The organism is Fictibacillus sp. 26RED30 (assembly GCF_015903845.1).
Taxonomy (GTDB): domain Bacteria; phylum Bacillota; class Bacilli; order Bacillales; family Fictibacillaceae; genus Fictibacillus; species Fictibacillus phosphorivorans.
Genome location: NZ_JACZDV010000001.1, coordinates 1551488 through 1569907, shown reverse-complemented (window position 1 = coordinate 1569907; position 18420 = coordinate 1551488). Strand labels below are relative to the sequence as shown.

The window sequence follows — 18420 nt, the reverse complement described above, 5'->3', positions numbered from 1 at the left end:
ATATGATAAAATAGGGCTTAGGCTAAAACAATTCTTTTATTTATAAGGAGTAGACGCATGGAAAAAGTACTTATTTTTGGACATAAAAATCCAGATACTGACACGATTACATCAGCTCTCGTTTACGCTGACTTGAAGACTAAATTAGGACAAAACGTAGAAGCTATTCGCCTAGGTGAGATCAATGGTGAAACACAATATGCATTAGATTATTTTAAAGCTGAACTTCCTCGTTTAGTTGAACATGTTTCTGCTGAAGCAAACGCGGTAATCTTAGTTGACCATAATGAACGTCAACAAAGTGCAAATGACATTGACAAAGTAAGAGTATTAGAAGTTATTGACCATCATCGTATCGCGAATTTTGAAACAAGCGATCCTTTATACTATCGTGCTGAACCTGTTGGCTGTACAGCTACAATCTTAAACAAGATGTACAAAGAGAAAGGCGTTCAAGTTGAGAAAAACATTGCCGGACTTATGCTTTCTGCCATTATTTCTGACTCATTGTTGTTTAAATCACCTACTTGTACAGAAGAAGATGTTGCCGCAGCACGCGAGCTTGCTGAAATTGCTGGTGTAGATGCGGAAAAGTACGGTCTAGAAATGCTAAAAGCAGGTGCTGACTTAAGTGATAAATCTGTTGAAGAATTGATTTCACTTGATGCTAAAGAATTTAACATTGGTGAAAACAAAATTGAAGTTGCTCAAGTGAATACGGTTGATGCTAGCGATGTACTAAAGCATCAAGAAGACTTGGAATCAGCGATTACTAAAGTGATTGCTGACAAAGGTCTAGACCTGTTCATGTTTGTTGTAACAGATATTTTAACAAATGATTCGACAGCGTTAGCTCTTGGTAAGAGATCACAATCTGTTGAAGAAGCTTATAACGTTAAATTAGAAAACAATACAGCCATCCTTAAAGGTGTTGTTTCTCGTAAAAAACAAATCGTACCTGTTTTAACAGAAGCGATGAGCAAATAAATGAAGATTTTAAAGGGTAATGCCATACTACGGCTTTGCCCTTTTACTTTGTTATACAAAGGTCGTGTTTCTTAAAAATAGTTGACAATCTAAAAGAGACTGCTATCATTTAAGACAGAAACCAACTATATAAAAACGAACCACTAGGGGTGCCTTTTATAAGGCTGAGATCAAAGTGCGACTTTGAGACTCTTAGAACCTGATCTGGATTATACCAGCGTAGGGAAGTGGTGTTGCGGAGTCTTTATTCCTGTTTTGAATTCTCCATATACAACCACTTTCTTAGCTGAGAGTGGTTTTTTTGTTGGATAAAACAAGGAGGATTCATATGAACACATTTACTGATATCTTGCGAGAAAGAGCGGCTTCTATTTGGGAAGCGAACCTTCAACATCCATTTGTGAAGGGAATTGCAGATGGTGACCTTTCTTTAGAACGCTTCAGGTACTATGTATTACAAGATTCGTATTATTTATCTCATTTTGCAAGAATACAAGCGATGGGGGCTGCAAGAGCTGAGGATTTGTATACGACTTCTAGAATGGCAGCACATGCACAAGGTACAAATGACGCGGAGTTAGGACTTCATGAGACATTTATGAAACAGCTTGGAGTGACAGAAGAAGAACTAGCTGATTTTGAACCTGCTCCCACTGCTTACCATTATACATCTCACCTTTACCGAGTTGCAGAGTCTGGAAGTTTGGGAGAAATTATCGCAGCCATTCTGCCTTGTTATTGGATCTATCAAGAGATTGGTGAAACATTCAAAGGGGCGACACCACAAGAACCCATCTATCAAGAGTGGATCGCTGCATATGGCGGTGAATGGTTCACAGAACTTGTACAAGAGCAGATTGATAGACTGAATCAATTGGCTGAAAAAGCAAGCGATGTGGAGAGAAATAAGATGATTCAACATTTCTTGATCAGTTGTCAGTATGAGTATTCCTTCTGGGAGATGGCTTATACATTGGAAAAATGGACGATTCCATTCAGCCTGACCACGTCGACGATCGGGAGTGAAGGGTAGTATGCAAAAGGGGTTAAAGTTAACGGATATCCTTGTAACAATCGTAATCTCTATCGCATTTGGCATACTGTATAAGATTTGGGGACCTCTGTATTATGCCGTAAAACCGTTTGGCCTTCACATCGATCAGTTGATATATGGGATGTGGTTCATGGCGGCGACAGTTGCATTCCTAATCATTCGAAAGCCTGGAGTTGCCCTATTGGCTGAAATTGCTGCTTCTTCAGGAGAATTTTTGATGGGTTCTGAATTTGGACTTGAAGTGTTACTATACGGACTCATTCAAGGATTGTTTGCAGAATTTATCCTATTCGCATTTCGTTATAAACGATTTGACCTTTTCATCATCTCACTTGCTGCACTAGGTTCATGTACAGGATCTTTAATCATGGACTTTTACAAAGGATATATCGGTGATCTTTCAACATGGAATCTAACATTATTTATCGTATTTAGAATAATCGGTTCTATCTTGTTTACAGGATTGTTTGCCGTTTCTATCGCAAAAGCTTTAGAGGCTACAGGTGTGACGAATTTAGTACGATCTTCGTCAAAAAAGGATCATGAAGCGTTAGATCAATAACTGAGGTGGTTGGATGACAAGCGTAACTTCTGTGAGAAATCTGAGATTAAAGTTTCCAGGCGAATCAAAAATGCTGTTTAGAGATATGAGTTTGTCTATTAATCGTGGTGAAAAAGTGCTTCTTCTTGGCACCTCCGGATGTGGCAAATCCACATTGTTGCAGGTTCTTTCTGGACTAGTACCACGAACAATTGATATTCCTATGAAATGTGATGACATACAAATCCCTGATCAATGGGGATTTGTATTTCAAGATCCTGATACTCAGTTCTGTATGCCCTATGTTGATGAAGAATTAGCATTTGTTCTTGAGAACTTGGAAGTGCCTCGTGAAGAGATGTCTAGCAAGATTTGTTCTTTATTAAAAGAGGTTGGTCTTGAGCTTGAGAACATTCATACACCGATTCAACATCTATCTGGTGGGATGAAGCAACGATTAGCGATTGCATCTGTATTAGCACTGAAACCAGATGTCATATTTTTAGATGAACCGACTGCTTTTATTGATGAAAAGGGTACAGAACAAATTTGGGAAACGGTAAAAAGAATATGGAAAGATAAGACGTTGATCATTGTTGAACATAAAATTGAGAAAATCCTAGATTTCGCTGATCGTCTCATTGTATTTACTCCAGATGGAGAAATTCTTGCTGATGGAAACACTTCAATGGTCTTTACTCATTATAAGGAAAAGATCAAAGAGTTTGGAATTTGGTACCCTGGTGCATGGGATGATTATAAACGAGAACCAATCATGAATAACAAGAAAGAACTACCAAACACCATGAAGTTACAGATTTTCAAAGGATATCGAAACAAAGAAGTTAAGATCGTGGTAGATCACTTAGTAGTCCATTCAGGAGAATGGGTCACAATAATGGGTGAAAACGGAGCAGGAAAGAGTTCATTATTATTGGCTCTGATGCAGCTCATAAAAACATCTGGAGACTATTTTATCAATGATGTACCTATTCGAAAAACGAAAGACATCTCTGGACTTCTTTACCTCGTATTTCAGAACCCTGAATATCAATTTTTAACAAATTCAGTTCATGATGAAATAACCTATGGATTAAAAAACGACCAAGAAATTGAATCCGATGTAAAAGAGATACTCTCTTCTCTGGAGTTGACAAGCAAAAAGGAGCAGCATCCTTATCAATTATCTGTTGGTCAGAAGAGACGTCTAAGTGTGGCCACTGCTTTTTTACAAAAACCAAATATTTTGCTTCTTGATGAACCAACTTTTGGTCAGGACTCTTTAAACACGTTTAAGATTTTGGAAATGATCGAACAAGAGCGTCAAAAAGGAACGATCATTCTCATGGTCACACATGATCATCATATTACCGAACGTTTTGCAACACGGTTATGGGAGGTACAGAACGGTAGAATTGTAACTGATCTTCAACTCAATAAAGGTGGTAACGTACAGAGGGGGATTCTGCATGAATTCATTATTTAGTGGGAAGTACACTTGGTTACACAGCATAAATCCATCTCTAAAACTACTAACAATATTGGGTCTGTTCATATTAGCCATCAACATTCATTATCTTAACTTCATGGTCGGTTTTTCTTGCGTGATCTTAACATTGTTTATATTTGGTACAGGATATTCTTATAAGCAATTACTCTTACTATCTCTGCCCTTTTTGTTTGTTTTTCTATCAACTTCTTCTTCCATGATTCTATTTGGAAAGGGAGAAACGATCTTGTTTAAATGGGCATATATTCAAATATCAGAGGAGAGTTTGATAAGAGGCATTCATTTAGGATTTAGAGCTTTATCATTTGCGATACTTGGATTGATATTTGCTTTAACTACCAAACCAGTTATGCTGTTTTATTCTCTCATGCAACAACTTAAACTGCCACCGAAGTTTGCTTATAGCTTCATGGCAGCCATTCGATTAATCCCTATCATGATTGAGGAATACCAAATTATTATCAATGCTCAAAGAGTTAGAGGAATCGAACAAAAAAATCACTTGCTTAAAAAAATAGAGAGGCTAGCGATTCCTTTATTATCACAAAGCATTCGTAGAGCTTATCGTATAGCCGTTTCAATGGAAGCAAAACGATTTCAATCGAACAGAAAAAGGACCTTTTATTATGAGGTCGGTTTTTCAAGAAATGATCTAATATTCTTATGCTATTTTCTTGTTCTGATAGGACTCGCCTATCTCCTTTCTAACCACTATCCATTCCTACCAAACACGGATGTGAGATATTTATCTGATTGAGAGACTGAAACTATATTCCTTCAGTCTCTTTATTTCATTAAGATGATGTTATCATTTTGTTTCATCAGCACGGTATGTCTGCCTTCTTTTATCTTCATATATATAGCGTTAGATACACGAAGCTTCTTACCATTCTCAAAGAAAACCATGTAATGTGGTTCTGTTACGAATGAATCTCCAATGCTAATTACTTTATCCGTTCTTTCCTTTTTAACGATGAAACCTCGATACTCACTTATATTAAACTCATCCTTTAAATAACCAGACCATGCAAAGAACAACAGAAACCCCGCAATAAATGTACAAACGGTCGAGCTTACTTTTTGCATTTTCTCACCTCAGTTTTGTTTATGACGAAAAAAAGAAAACAATAGAAGGGTTTGCATCAAATTGATCTAATACTAATGAAACAATAAAATTACCTTTTTTCTTTTTTAATCAACTTGTTATGCCATGAAGTGAGCAATAGCAATGCGAGGAGTGAACCGAGTAGCGTAAGTGACATATCCCATTGAGCATCCCAAATATCTCCTTGAGCACCAACAAAGTCTTTTGTTTCACGTTTTGCTATCTTGCCCGCGATCCATTCAACAATTTCATAGAGTGCTGCTATTGCCAACGTAATACTTATTGCAATAAATTGGACCCATTTTCCTAAACGCAAAGGTGTATTTAAAAGCAGAATCTCGCGTATAACAATCGCCAACAAACCTTTCATAAAGTGGCCAAAGCGATCATAGTGATTGCGGTTCAAATCATAGTGCTGCTGCAGCCAATCGAAAAAGGGAACGTCATCATAGGTATAATGTCCACCTATGAATGTCAAAATCGATAATAAAGCAATGATGCAATATGTAAGAGAAGTGAACCTTAGTTTTTTATAAAGGAAGAAAACGAAGATTATAGCGATAACAGATGGAGCAACTTCTAGTATCCATATTGGATAATGTGCAGGTTTAATAAGTGACCACAGAAAAAAGAAGAAAGCGATGATTAATAGAACCACATGGATTTTGTTAACTTTCATGATCTATCCCTCACAATCTAACATTAGTATTGATATGAAGTTAGAAACGTATTCTTTTGTTGCGTAAAAACAATTTTAAATAAGGATGTGATACATCATGACTAAAAAAATCGCAGTGGCTATTCTTCATGGAATCGGTAATCAAAACGAGGATTTTTCAGATTTGTTTATTGAAGTGCTTACTAAAAGATTCTCTCAACAGATTAAACCTTTTTATGCAACTCCTGAAAAAGAACTGATCATCCAACCTATATACTGGGGAAGTGTTTTTAACGAAAGGGAATCACACTTGTGGCAAAGACTTAATAAAGAAGACAATTTAGATTTTAAGCAGTTAAGACAGTTTGTCATCCACTTTTTTGGTGATGCCATTGCCTACCAGCCTGTAGCCGATCACAATCCGAACTATATTAAAGTACATGAGGTATATGCTAGGGGACTTCGAAAATTAAGTGAAGTGGCTGGTGAAGATGCACCACTCTTTGTCATTGCACATAGTTTAGGTACCGTGATTTCGAGTAATTATTTTTATGATCTACAATTCATTTCTGAAGAAATATCTGAAGATGTCTTGCGAAACATGAAAAAGACTCCTTTAGAAAAAGGCGAGACTCTAACCAGCTTTTATACATTAGGAAGTCCATTGGCGTTATGGGGTCTCAGGTATGCAGATTTCGATAAGCCCATACAAGTTCCATCGCCACATCTAAAGGATCATTACCCTGAGATTCAAGGAAAATGGGTAAATATGTACGATAAAGATGACGTGTTCGGTTATCCTCTGAAAACGATCAATGACTCTTATGATCGAGCAATTGCTGTTGAGAAAGAAATAAATAGCGGCGGCATTATAAGTAGTTCTACACCACTCTCTCACAATAATTACTTTAAAACGAATGAAGTCATCAATGACATTGGTGATGATTTAGCTGAAATATGGAAGCAGTTAAATTTAGCACCTCAGCGAAAATAACGTTTCTTCTCGTCCACGAATACATTAAAACATCTTATTAAATGGACGGTTGCCGAATGGATAATCAGCAAAAACAACAAATTGGCGGTGTTATACAGGCAATTGGAACAGTCATTTCGGCGATTGCCAACACGCCGATTTCGGTCTTTAGTGATCAGTTTCAGGAAGATCTTGATTTAATAGGAAATGTTCTGCAAGCTACTGGAAATGGTTTAATTGCTGATGGACAAATCCCGTTTACCCTCAAGAGAATCGGAAATGAAGTCCAAGCCATTGGAAATACGACGGTAATCGCAGGTATGGTCTTACCATTAGAAGATGATACTTCTCAAGTCTTGAATATTAAAGGGAACTTACTTCAAGCATTTGGGGCAGGGATTGTTCTAGGTGTTGAATACGACAACGAACTAGGCGATTCACCCTCGAATCAGGGGATAACCATTATTTCAAATTTACTTCAAGTTTCTGGAAACTCATTACAGGCATTAGGTGGGAAATTTGAACTTGACCATCCGAATGAAGATAAAAGCTATAGTGAATCCTTAATATTTGCAGGAAGTTGGATCCAGGCTGCCGGTGCCGTGATTTCAGCGTTACCACGTCAGTAAAGGGGAGATACAAGTGGAGGAATTTCATAGTACTATTAATCGTTTTATAACCGAGAATAATATAGATGGCATTCATATGGTTTTAAGGGAATCATGTCATTCTGTACAGGATGCTGCTAGAGCAATAAATGTATCCCAACATGATTTCGTAAAAAACATTTGTCTTTTAGATAATAAAGAACAGCTCATCTTAGCCATTGTGAAAGGTGAAGACCGGGTGAGCACCACACGTGTTGGAAAGGCTCTGAATATTGAACGCCCTCGTCTCGCAACAGAGGATGAAATATTAGCTCATACTGGATTTCCTGCAGGAGGAGTCCCGTCATTTGGATTTAAAGCCATTTTTTTAGTTGATCCAAAAGTAACGGAGCTTTCATACATATACACGGGAGGCGGCTCTCAGTTGTCATTGATAAAAGTAGAAACAAATAGTATGTTACAAGCAAACAAAGGACAAGTCATTCGAATTAGAAAATAAAAAATCTTAATAATCCCCGAAAAAAAAAACAAACATCCCATCATTCATCTATGGGATGTTTAAGTCTTTAATAAAGTGAAATATTAATCATTTTTTGAGATCATATGATGCATTTGAGCGCGCAATACCCATTTTAAGAGAGGAGGTACTGCAAAAAAGATAAAAAGAATTCGGAAAAGTTGATAACCTGTAATCATCGTAACATCCGCTTTCAGCTCATGTCCGATAATCCCCATCTGATCAGCTCCCCCAGGTGCCATACTCAGGAAACTAGTGATGAAAGAAAAGTTAAATTGATACATCAGCAAAAAACTTAGAAGAAGTGCGAAACTTACCAACATGATTCCGCTGATCAAGGCTATTGGAATCATACTAGCTTTTTTTCTAAGCTTTTCAGGCTTCAATAATAATCCAATATAGCCCCCGATTAAAAATTGAGAAACATCGAGTATTGAAGCGGGAAGAGGAGGTCCTTTGAAACCAACTATATTTAAAGCAGCAATTCCTAGAATTGGACCAAGCAGAAAAGCTGTAGGTAGTTTTATTTTTTTTCCTAACAGTGCCATTCCAACTGAAAATAGTCCAAATAGAATAATCTGTGGAAAAAAGGCAGAAGAGGTTCCTTCCGAGATCACATCAGGAATAGTAGCAGAACTTCCTGAGGAAAAAATGGGACTGAAAATCAGAAAGGGAACAGCGAATATGATAACGATGAGACGTGTCACTTGAAAAAACGTAACGGTTGTAATATCAATTCCCTTAGTCTCTTCTGCAAAAGTAATAATTTGTGATAGACCACCAGGAATTGAACTGGTAAGTGCAGTCGGGAAATTGATCGAGGTAGTACGAGATATTATAAAAGCCATCCCTGAACAGATTAATAATAATAAGATCGTCATGAATGCCATGGATGGCAAGTGAGTAATCATAAGTTTTAACGTATCTTTTGTAAACGTTAAACCGATTGAATATCCTACGATGATTAAACCCGTATTTCTTAAAAAAACTGGCCAGTATAACTGGGTCCAACTTAGTTGATTTACAATCAATACAGCAGTCATAGTTCCTAAAAGCCAAGGTATTGGCAAACTGAATCTGTTGAATAAGAGACCACCTACTAACGCGATACTCAATGTTACTAAAAGTTGAAAACTCTTATGTTGATTTAAACTATTATACTTCATTGCAAAACCTTCTTATTATGTTTGCTTGTGTAAACTAACAAACTTCTTTATTTGTTCAAATCTATACATATACTTTGCGATCCACTTCTTACAAACCAAATAGGATCTTTGGTAGATGGGATTTTGAATGAAAGTATAAAAAAATGTGAAAATAAAAACTGGCCAACCCATCATGAGACCAATCAATAATACAAGGCACTCCATGGATATCCTTACTCTACTTATTGAAAATCCAGCACTTGAACCGTAATGGCGAAGATTAATTACCCTATAAAAAAAGAATAGATTAATAGCATACTTCACCATAAACTCCTCTTTACCAAAATAACCCTATAATTATCTTTGACTATAAAGTAATTTGAGAAAAAATGAAAAGAAGTTGCTTACTTTTTATCGCTTTATAAAAATGAAGGATTTCACATATGCATTTGTCGAAATAAGAATGTCTAACAAATATAACAGGAGTATTGAATATGGAATACATTAAAGAAGCAAAGGAACACGATCTTGATTCATTGACTGAATTAGCTTTAGCATTATGGCCAGATATTGAATTCATTGATCTGAGAAAAGAATTCAAACAACTTCTAAATTCTGATAAGGATAAAGTGATTGTATATTTAATGCATGCTAAACTCATTGCATTTATTCATATTTCCGTTAGAAGTGATTATGTCGAAGGATCTAAAGACAGTCTAACAGGGTTTATTGAAGGCATTTATGTAAAACCAGAGTATAGAAAGAAGGGCATATCAAAAAAATTAATAGAAAAAGGAGAAAGCTGGTTAAAGACAAAAGGTTGCAGTCAGATAGGTTCAGATATTGAACAGTCCAATGACACGAGTTATCACTTTCATAAAAGTGTAGGTTTTAAAGAAGTGAATCGTTTGATTGCTTTCATTAAAGAGATAGAGTGAGTGTAACAGGCATAAGTATGAATAAAGGGTTTCTTAAGGCACATCTCTGTGTCTTTTTTATTTGGAGAGAAACGAAAGTATATATCGAATTAAAAAGGTTAAACCTGTTAATCAATGATATTTTAAGAAAAGTTGTAGGTTGTTTTAGTCAATTACTGTTTGAGATTGATTTCGTGAGGTGACAATAGTTTGAAACGAAAAATTCTGCTTATTATAAGTACTACCTATGCCATATTTATGGCTTACCTATGTTTTTATTATTTTTCAAAAGGTGAGACACACAGTTATCAGGTGGCATTCGGTGGTATATTCTGCGGGCTAATTCCATTATGTTTAATTCTATTCACTAAGATTAAATTCAATATGCCTATTATGATATCATACTTTGCTTTTTTGTTTGCATCGCAGTATTTAGGATCTATCTTAGATTTCTATCGGTTAGGGTGGTGGGATACCTTCTTACACCTTTTAAGTGGAACATTACTAGCTTTTGTAGCCATTGCCCTTTATGAGAGGATGACGCACCAAGAAGCTAGGAAAGAGATTTCTTATTGGCTAGTTTTTTTATTTGTTCTGTCTTTTTCTGTATTTGGTGGGGTGGTTTGGGAGATCTATGAATTCAGTATGGATCAATTCTTTGGAATGAGCTTACAAGGCGGAGGGAATTTTGACACCATGGTGGATTTACTTGCCGATACGGCTGGAGCAATCGTAATTGCAATAATTGCTGCTTTTAGGATGAAAAAAAGGTTTAACATGTCATAAAAAGTTTTACGCATATTAATTAGATAATATGCGTTTTTCACCATGGTATAAACGGTTTGTAAATTAAGAGATGTTTTTCAGCCAACTAATTAATCTTATAATCTCAAAAGGTCTATACCAAGTGATGATAAAAATCACAAGTATAGAGAGAGCAAGGGTTATGAATTTTGTGTTTCCATTTTCATTTAGAAAAAATGCTGTAAAACATAGCATAGCCCCAAGCAGGATAATGAGAAATCCCCCTAGAACCTTCCATTCAGAATAACCTATAAAATCTCCATTAAAAATAATTTAAAGTCCTAACATTAGAAAGACCAGTGACCACGTACTACTTTTTTTCATGGCATTTACCTCCAATCTCATTTTACCATTTTATGGGTAAGGGTGATATTCTTATTAAAATAAAAAAATAAATGAAAAGCCCATTGACCTTCACGTGGCGTAAAGGTGTAGAGTTAAATGTGTCAGGAGGTGATCACATTGGAATACACCATACAAAAGCTTGGCCAACTAGCAGGAGTAAGCACCAGAACATTAAGATATTATGATGAGATAGATATTCTTAAGCCGGCAAGAATAAACTCGTCAGGATATCGAATTTATGGTAAAGCAGAGGTGGATCGATTACAGCAGATTTTGTTTTATAAAGAGCTCGACCTCCCGCTTCATCAAATTAAAGAAATCATCACATCGCAAAGCTTCTCACCAGCTGAAGCACTTCGTGAACACCGTGAAAAACTCCTGAACAAACGAGAACAGTTAGACCGTCTGATATTAAATGTAGAGCAGACGATCGCTGCGAACGAAGGGAGAATAACGATGAAAGATAAAGAGAAGTTTGAAGGATTTAAAAAACAGATGGTTGAAGAAAACGAACAAAAATTCGGTAAAGAAATCCGTGATAAATATGGAGATCAAGTTGTTGATCAATCAAATAAGAAAGTATTGAATATGACTCAAAGTGAGCATGACAAAGCTACACAACTTGCAGAGAAAATTCACACGGTACTTGCGGAAGCATTCAAAACAGGAGACCCTGCTGGTGATTCAGCGCAAGAAGCAGCTGAGCTTCATAAGGAGTGGTTGATGTTGTACTGGCACGAATATAGCAAAGAAGCACATGCGAATCTTGCGCAGATGTATGTGGACGACGAACGTTTCACTGCCTATTATGATAAAGAACAGCCAGGAACCGCTGCATTTTTACGAGATGCTATCCACATTTATACAGATTACAAATAAATATTAAAATGTTACACCATCTCTAAGGGAGGAAACCATCTTGGTTTTCTTCTTTTTGTTTTATTCATCTCTTCAATTCGTTAAACTATGAATAATGAGTAAGAAGGGATGAACAGTTATGACTAAAAAATTATATTATTCTTCGCCATATACAACAAATTGGGAAACAACTGTAAAAACAACTTTTGAGAAAAACGGAGAATTTTTTGTGATCTTAGAAAGTACCGCTTTTTATCCTACCGGTGGTGGTCAACCATTTGATACAGGTATGATTGGCGGAAATGATGTACTCGATGTTTTTCTCGAAAATGAAGAAGTGATACATAAGGTGAGGAGTCTGCCTGAAACTTCCTCAGTAACCTGTGAGTTAGACTGGGATAGAAGATTAGATCATATGCAGCATCATACCGGACAACATCTATTATCTGCTGTTTGTTACTCTTTATATCAAGCACGTACCATTAGTTTTCATTTAGGTTCTGAAATCGCAACGATTGATATTGAAACAGACACACTGAGTCAACATCAAATGGATACCATAGAAAAAGCCGTTAATCAGGAGATTTATAAAAACAGAACAGTACATACATACTTCGTTTCCGATCAAGAGCTTCAACAATTGCCGCTATTAAAGATGCCGAAAGTGAAAGAGAACATTCGAATTGTTCAAATTGAAGGTATTGAGCATAATGCATGTGGTGGTACTCATGTTCGTTCAACCGGTGAGATTGGAATCATCAAACTTTTGAAAGCCGAAAAACAAAAAGGTGCCACACGATTGTATTTTAAATGTGGTCAGCGTGCACTAGTAGACTACAATGAAGCGTTAAAACTGCTTACGATGATCTCAGGCAAGTTTAATACGGGTCGAGATGAAGTGATGAACCGTCTTGAAAAATGGGAGAACAATCAAAAGGAATTAGAATTGGAGAACAGACGACTAAAAGAGGAGAACAATCATTTTCTAAGTAAAGAACTGATTTCTAAAGCAAGAGCAGGATTACTCATACATGTTTTTGAAGATAAAAGCTTTAATGATACAAAAGAGCTTGCAATAAAAATAGTGAGTGAGGAACCGTTATTGATCTTACTTGCTTCCTCATTAGAAAATCGTATCATCTTTATGCATGAAGGCTCTACTCATATTTCTTGCGGTAGTTTTTTAAAAGAAAACCTTAGCTCTTTTAATGGTAAGGGCGGCGGAAATGATAAATCTGCTCAAGCTGGATTTGGTTTACAAGAGGACATGATTCGTTTTATTGAATTCGTACAGGAGACTTTTAAAAATAATTAAGTATTCATTGATACTCTTTGAAGATAGTTGAATTCCACTTCAACCAAGTTACACAAGAAAAGAAATAAACATCCAAAAGCAACAAAAAGAGGAGGAGGCAACCAGCCCACTCCTCTTTTTCTACAATCAAATCAAAAAGATCGCCACGATGGTAGTTACAACTAATCCTATAAAAACAGGTTTGATGTTTCTTCTAGCGAGTTCAAATGGATCAACTCCGCAGATTGCAGCAGCTGGAATTAACGCCCAAGGGACGAGTGTACCTCCGCCGACCCAGATTGCCGAGATCTGACCAAGTGCTGTTAATGTTGCTGCTCCGGCTCCTATTGCGGTACCAAATATGTTTGCGACCGATCCTGCCAGTGAGATTCCTGAAAATCCTGAGCCATCGAGGCCGGTAATAGCCCCCACAGTAGTTAGTGTTATTGCCCCTACCTCTTTACTTAAAGGGACCACTGACGCAAGTGCTACACCTAAATCGTTAACGATTCCGTGAGATGTCTTTGGAAGGAAATCACCGATAATCTTAGCAAACCCTGAATCACCTAGATAAAAAAAGGCAGCGATCGGAATGACTGGACCAAACACTCTAAATCCAAACTGGAAACCATCAATCATATAAGAAGTTGTTTTCTCTAATCCTTTGTTCTTATGGCTGACCATCGTAATGAAAAGCAGAATCAATACAGAGGTTCCGCCAATAAGTGCAGTTGCATCTCCACCTTGAAGATTAAAAATGGACATCGCGGCTACATCCAGTGCAAACATGACAGGGATAAAGAGAGCAAAGAATTGTTTTTGCTTACTCGATAGCAAATTTAATTCCTGCTCATTTGAATTTTTTATTGGGTTAGCAGTAAGCCCTGTATTTGCGTTTAACTTCCCTGATTTCAAGTCCCGCTTTAAAAAGTAGAAAGCCGCTACTGTCGTTACAAGACCCATAACAAACACGAGTGGGAAACTCGCATGAATAACTTCACTTACTGGCAAACCTGCGGCATCAGCGGTTAGTTTAGGTGCTGCCTGAATGATGAAATCTCCGGATAGAGCAATACCATGGCCAAACAGGTTCATAGCCATAGCTACGCCAAGTGCAGGAAGACCAACCCGAATGGCAACGGGAAGAAGCACAGCACCCATGAGCGCCACTGCAGGTGATGGCCAGAAAAACCAAGAAATAATCATCATTAGAATACCTATCGTCCAATAAGCGAGTCCGGGTGTTCTAATGAGTTTTGAAAATGGAGAGATCATCACATCATTAATGCCTGTTGAAGTTAGAACTCTACTCATCGCAACGATTATGGATATTACAAGTATTGTAGGCAGAAGCTCAGTGATCGCATAAATAAAACTATTAAAAATACTGCTGACAGAACCCGTTAATGAACCAGTCGCAGTAATAGAGATTAAGAAGATACCGAGAATACTTATTAATGTAGTATCGCGTCTCTTAACCATAAAACCAATGATTAAACCGATAAAAACAACATAAATCCAATGCAGCGCTGTTAGTTCAACGCCCATCTGTATTCCTCCCCTTGAAATGGGTATTTAGCCCTTTCGTGATGTAATACAGAGTATGATGAGAAAGAAAAGGGTGTGAGGAGAACTTTTTCACTAGTAGTTGTTAGTGACACATAAAGGTAATTAATGTAAAATAATGACGTTGATACAGAAGTTAAGAAAGAGGTAACTACATGTTATCTCTTTTCTTTTTGTTACATACATTCAACAAAGGAGAAGATTAGGGGGCCGTATGATGGACCAGTCCAGATTCATAAAAGATCTAAACGAATTAAGAGAAGGAGGGTATGTAAAAAAGAAGGATTATTTAAACGTGCTTGATGGCTATTACAGATATAGAGAAGATATTAGAAATAAAGAAATCAATGAATCGATTTTACATACAGCAGAAGTTACGAATGATGAACCTAAACAAAATCCACAGCCAATAAAAACAATAACTCCACCACCAACAAAGCCGAAAGTGGTAATCACACCTGAACAGAGAAGAGAAAGAAATATTACAACCATTATGGCAGCGGGAGTGATTCTGCTTTTATTAGGAGGACTTACTCTAGCCACAAGCAACTGGGATGTTTTTAGCTCGATTACGAAAACAATGTTAGTTGGAGGGATTGCCTTATTATTTGGTGGCCTAGGCGTACTTTCGGAAAAAATACTTCAGATTAGAAAAACGGCGTTTACGTTCTTTGTTTTATTTGGTCTGTTTATTCCGATTACCGTACTCTCAGCGGGTTACTTTGAATTGTTTGGGAGTTGGCTCAGTTTTTATGGCGAGGGAAGATATATTCTAGGCGTTATGGCGGCTGTCGTCTGTACTCCAATCTATTATTATTTCGGGCAGTATTTTAAATCCAAGCTATTCAGCTGGCTTACTTATGTTGCGATCGCAATTGGATATGCGTATTTAATCCTATCGTTTGGATTAACCAAAGAAGCATTTTATTTTGTTTACGCATTAGGAAATGTAGGATTTATACTTTTATATCATTTCAAAAAAGCAAACCAATCGATATTTCTTCAAATCTTGCCTTTGTTTATACAAGCGAACCTGATACTATCGACGTTGTTCATTTTAATTCTATTTGAGAATCAACTTTATCAAAGTTTCAATATTATCTTAACCGCTGCATTATATTTGTCGATGAGGATGGTCAATCAAAGAAAAGAGTATGAGCTTTTCTTTATCGGGTTTATCACGTACGGACTTTATCAATTGATTCAAAACTCTTTGTTGATAGAATATCGTTTGTTTTTGATCGTCCTTATACCGATTATATTCGTAGTAGTTGCTAATTTTTCAGATGCTGGATTAAAAAAATATTATCAGCTTGCAAATGGTGCAATCTCTATACTTGCTTTTCTATATATAACCGTTGAAGGCGTGCTATTGTCTGTAGGAGAAGGCAGTGTGTGGTTGTTATTCGGGTATCTTGTTTTAGCAGGTAACTTTATATTCTTAAGCTACAACTCTACGTTTTTCTTCTTTAAATATTTGGCACCGTTCTACCTATTCTGTGCGTTTATGGAAGTGTATCATATGATGGGTGATCGCTTTGAAGATTATTTGACGCTAGCAATCGGTATCTCAAGCGCATTATCTTATTCGATCGGACAGTATCTCAAACCACTGAGCAGAACAAGCCTGTTTGTGGGCGGTGGAGGATTACTTATTAGCTTTCTATTATCATTGGAACTTGCTCACTATGGGCAAGGAAGTATGATTTCTGTCATTCTAACGATACTAACTGTTCGTCATTTTTTAATCGAGAATGGAAAAGAAAGAATGGTAGCCACTTGGCTGGTACCCATTTTCACTTTTTTTACATTCTGCCTTTTTGGGATGAAGTACTTGCCCTCACCGACATTATCATACTCTTTACTTCTTGGAAGTGTCGTCACTTTAATTGTCTATCTGTGGCAAAGAAAGCAGAAGCAGCTTGCAACTTCATTTGTATCCATTACAACCATAATGACGACTGTGAATTTTCTGGTCATCTTAGTCGAAAGTGATTTTACGTGGATAAAGATTTCATCGTCCATATTTCTAATGATAGTGTTATGGTTTTTCACTAAACATTTTAATTGGGCGCTCGGGTTCTCTGGTATTCAGATTTCCTTATTCTTTGCACTAAGTTATGTTGCAGAACTATTTGGAGTTTCATTAGGTACTGAGGAATCCGTTTATACGTTCATCATCATTTCCTATTTGTTATTAATGAGTAGCGAGGTATTCCAGAAGATCGACTCAAGCAGTGAATATCCAACGAAGGCTGTTTCTCACTTCATTACTTTACACATAGGTATTTATACTTTACTCGTAACAACTGTAGCAGTATCGTTCATACTACTTGCAACAGTGTATGGAGTTTACCTGTTTCGTTCTCGTAAGGAATATGAGATCAGATATAATCTTTACGTTAGTTTGATATTTTTAGCTATTGGTTTCCAATACTTTATTAGAGCATGGCTCACTCATGAAGGTCCTGTTGTTTACAGCATACTTCTAGCTGGTTTCTATTTTGTTGTTAACAATGAATGGAGAAAGCGATTAAGAGCTTTCATTGTACCTTTTTCTGTTATTTTCTTAGGAGAGTATATAACGATTAGAGGGTCTGATGAGGCGTTTCTTATTATCCATGCAGCAGTATTAGTCGGGTTTATAGTGTTCTATCAATCGTTAGAAAAATACTGGAAATACGCATCAGTATTCTTGTTGATCTACTTCATGATAGATTTAGAGGAATGGTTGTTAATAAATCGAATAACCAATGAAATGTATTCAATTGCTTGGTTTACCTCAGGCATACTCATTTCACTGGCAGGTATGTATTTCTATAAAAAGCTATACAGCCAATCTGATTTTCTTCAATTTGACTTCTTTGCAGTTTTTGGAATGATTTCTGTACTTATTGGATTGGTGCAATCGGAAAATTTCGTAACAACGTTTGGTCTGGTCATACTTGCTATTCTTTTCTATGCTCAAGGAAATCGATTATTGGATGTTCTGATCGGAAAGAGAATACTCCAAACGTGTTCCAGCTTGCTTGTCCTGTTCTCTTATTATTCACTTCTTGATCAATTTGAGATACCAGTTATTATTCAAACTGAACTCATTGTACTTCCATGGATCTTATTAAGTTATGTGATCACAAGAAAAATGTGGGGAATATCGGAACAAATAGCTAACCTTGTTCAATATGTTTTGCTTGGTGTAATAGGGATAACATTGATGATTGATGCGATAGAGAGCTATAAAGTTATGGATGCGATCATACTTGGTACATTATCATTTGCTAGTATCATTTATGGATTTATCTCAAAGCAAAAAAGTTATTTCTTTACTGGATTGATCGTATTACTTCTGAATGTTTTGGTCCAAACTCGCCCATATTGGGGGAACATGCCATGGTGGGTATACTTATTGTTAACAGGTATCCTGCTTATAGGTTTTGCTAGTTTTAATGAGTTCAAGAAACAAAAAGGAATTGATTCTCCACCATTAAAGGATATAATTTTAAATAAATGGAAACATTGGTTTGGAGAGTGGAAATAA

General features: G+C 36.6%; 17 protein-coding genes and 1 riboswitch. Of the genes, 13 read left to right on the top strand and 4 right to left on the bottom strand.

Annotated elements, in window-relative coordinates; translation table 11 throughout:
- Window positions 1–57 precede the first annotated feature (57 nt).
- The 5 genes from IHV11_RS08050 (at window position 58) to IHV11_RS08030 (ending at window position 4849) form a co-directional block, all read left to right on the top strand.
- Window positions 58–987 carry a manganese-dependent inorganic pyrophosphatase gene (locus IHV11_RS08050; protein ID WP_197191037.1) on the top strand — a complete coding sequence of 310 codons (930 nt, stop codon included), beginning with the start codon at window positions 58–60 and terminating at the stop codon, window positions 985–987.
- A gap of 135 nt (window positions 988–1122) precedes the next feature.
- Window positions 1123–1230: riboswitch (TPP riboswitch) on the top strand.
- 85 nt (window positions 1231–1315) lie between these two features.
- A complete protein-coding gene (gene tenA / locus IHV11_RS08045) occupies window positions 1316–2020 on the top strand; it encodes a thiaminase II (RefSeq protein WP_197194305.1) in 705 nt (234 codons plus the stop codon).
- Window position 2021: 1 nt separating this feature from the next.
- Window positions 2022–2603 carry an ECF transporter S component gene (locus IHV11_RS08040; protein ID WP_197194304.1) on the top strand — a complete coding sequence of 194 codons (582 nt, stop codon included), beginning with the start codon at window positions 2022–2024 and terminating at the stop codon, window positions 2601–2603.
- 13 nt (window positions 2604–2616) lie between these two features.
- Complete coding sequence (locus IHV11_RS08035) at window positions 2617–4068, top strand: ABC transporter ATP-binding protein (protein WP_197194303.1); 1452 nt, start codon at window positions 2617–2619, stop codon at window positions 4066–4068.
- Window positions 4052–4849: an energy-coupling factor transporter transmembrane component T family protein gene (locus tag IHV11_RS08030; RefSeq protein ID WP_197194302.1), complete on the top strand. Its 798-nt coding sequence runs from the start codon at window positions 4052–4054 to the stop codon at window positions 4847–4849. The genes IHV11_RS08035 and IHV11_RS08030 overlap by 17 nt, the downstream gene beginning before the upstream one ends.
- A gap of 29 nt (window positions 4850–4878) precedes the next feature.
- Here IHV11_RS08030 and IHV11_RS08025 read toward each other — a convergent pair whose 3' ends face one another.
- Together IHV11_RS08025 and IHV11_RS08020 are read right to left on the bottom strand one after the other, a co-directional pair.
- On the bottom strand, window positions 4879–5178 hold the full coding sequence (locus IHV11_RS08025) for a hypothetical protein (protein WP_197194301.1): 300 nt from the start codon (window positions 5176–5178) through the stop codon (window positions 4879–4881).
- Window positions 5179–5267: 89 nt separating this feature from the next.
- The gene (locus IHV11_RS08020; RefSeq protein ID WP_197194300.1) at window positions 5268–5876 is read right to left on the bottom strand and encodes a DUF2238 domain-containing protein; all 609 of its coding nucleotides are present in this window, start codon (window positions 5874–5876) and stop codon (window positions 5268–5270) included.
- A gap of 97 nt (window positions 5877–5973) precedes the next feature.
- On the opposite strand from IHV11_RS08020, the gene IHV11_RS08015 reads away from it, so the two are divergent.
- Genes IHV11_RS08015 through IHV11_RS08005 form a run of 3 tightly spaced genes read left to right on the top strand, consistent with a single transcriptional unit; the run spans window position 5974 to window position 7935 of the window.
- Window positions 5974–6849: a chemotaxis protein gene (locus tag IHV11_RS08015; protein WP_197194299.1), complete on the top strand. Its 876-nt coding sequence runs from the start codon at window positions 5974–5976 to the stop codon at window positions 6847–6849.
- A 41-nt stretch (window positions 6850–6890) separates the two neighbouring features.
- Complete coding sequence (locus IHV11_RS08010; protein WP_197194298.1) at window positions 6891–7457, top strand: DUF6944 family repetitive protein; 567 nt, start codon at window positions 6891–6893, stop codon at window positions 7455–7457.
- 13 nt (window positions 7458–7470) lie between these two features.
- On the top strand, window positions 7471–7935 hold the full coding sequence (locus IHV11_RS08005) for an aminoacyl-tRNA deacylase (protein ID WP_312035118.1): 465 nt from the start codon (window positions 7471–7473) through the stop codon (window positions 7933–7935).
- An 83-nt stretch (window positions 7936–8018) separates the two neighbouring features.
- On the opposite strand, the gene IHV11_RS08000 is transcribed toward IHV11_RS08005, so the two are convergent.
- Entirely contained in the window at window positions 8019–9119 is a 1101-nt protein-coding gene (locus tag IHV11_RS08000; protein WP_197194297.1) for an AbrB family transcriptional regulator, read from the bottom strand.
- A 473-nt stretch (window positions 9120–9592) separates the two neighbouring features.
- On the opposite strand from IHV11_RS08000, the gene aac(6') reads away from it, so the two are divergent.
- The 4 genes from aac(6') to IHV11_RS07980 all read left to right on the top strand — a co-directional run bounded on the left by aac(6') (window position 9593) and on the right by IHV11_RS07980 (window position 13337).
- Window positions 9593–10036 (top strand): aminoglycoside 6'-N-acetyltransferase, encoded by a 444-nt coding sequence (gene aac(6') / locus IHV11_RS07995; RefSeq protein ID WP_197194296.1) that lies wholly within the window; start codon window positions 9593–9595, stop codon window positions 10034–10036.
- Between the two features lie 189 nt (window positions 10037–10225).
- Window positions 10226–10801 (top strand): hypothetical protein, encoded by a 576-nt coding sequence (locus tag IHV11_RS07990; RefSeq protein ID WP_197194295.1) that lies wholly within the window; start codon window positions 10226–10228, stop codon window positions 10799–10801.
- A gap of 480 nt (window positions 10802–11281) precedes the next feature.
- Entirely contained in the window at window positions 11282–12043 is a 762-nt protein-coding gene (locus tag IHV11_RS07985) for a MerR family transcriptional regulator (RefSeq protein WP_197127938.1), read from the top strand.
- 118 nt (window positions 12044–12161) lie between these two features.
- Window positions 12162–13337, top strand: a complete 1176-nt coding sequence (locus IHV11_RS07980; RefSeq protein WP_197194294.1) for an alanyl-tRNA editing protein — start codon at window positions 12162–12164, stop codon at window positions 13335–13337.
- 126 nt (window positions 13338–13463) lie between these two features.
- Here IHV11_RS07980 and IHV11_RS07975 read toward each other — a convergent pair whose 3' ends face one another.
- Complete coding sequence (locus IHV11_RS07975; protein WP_197194293.1) at window positions 13464–14864, bottom strand: hypothetical protein; 1401 nt, start codon at window positions 14862–14864, stop codon at window positions 13464–13466.
- 235 nt (window positions 14865–15099) lie between these two features.
- Between IHV11_RS07975 and IHV11_RS07970 the strand changes: the two genes are divergently transcribed.
- Window positions 15100–18420 (top strand): hypothetical protein, encoded by a 3321-nt coding sequence (locus IHV11_RS07970; protein ID WP_197194292.1) that lies wholly within the window; start codon window positions 15100–15102, stop codon window positions 18418–18420.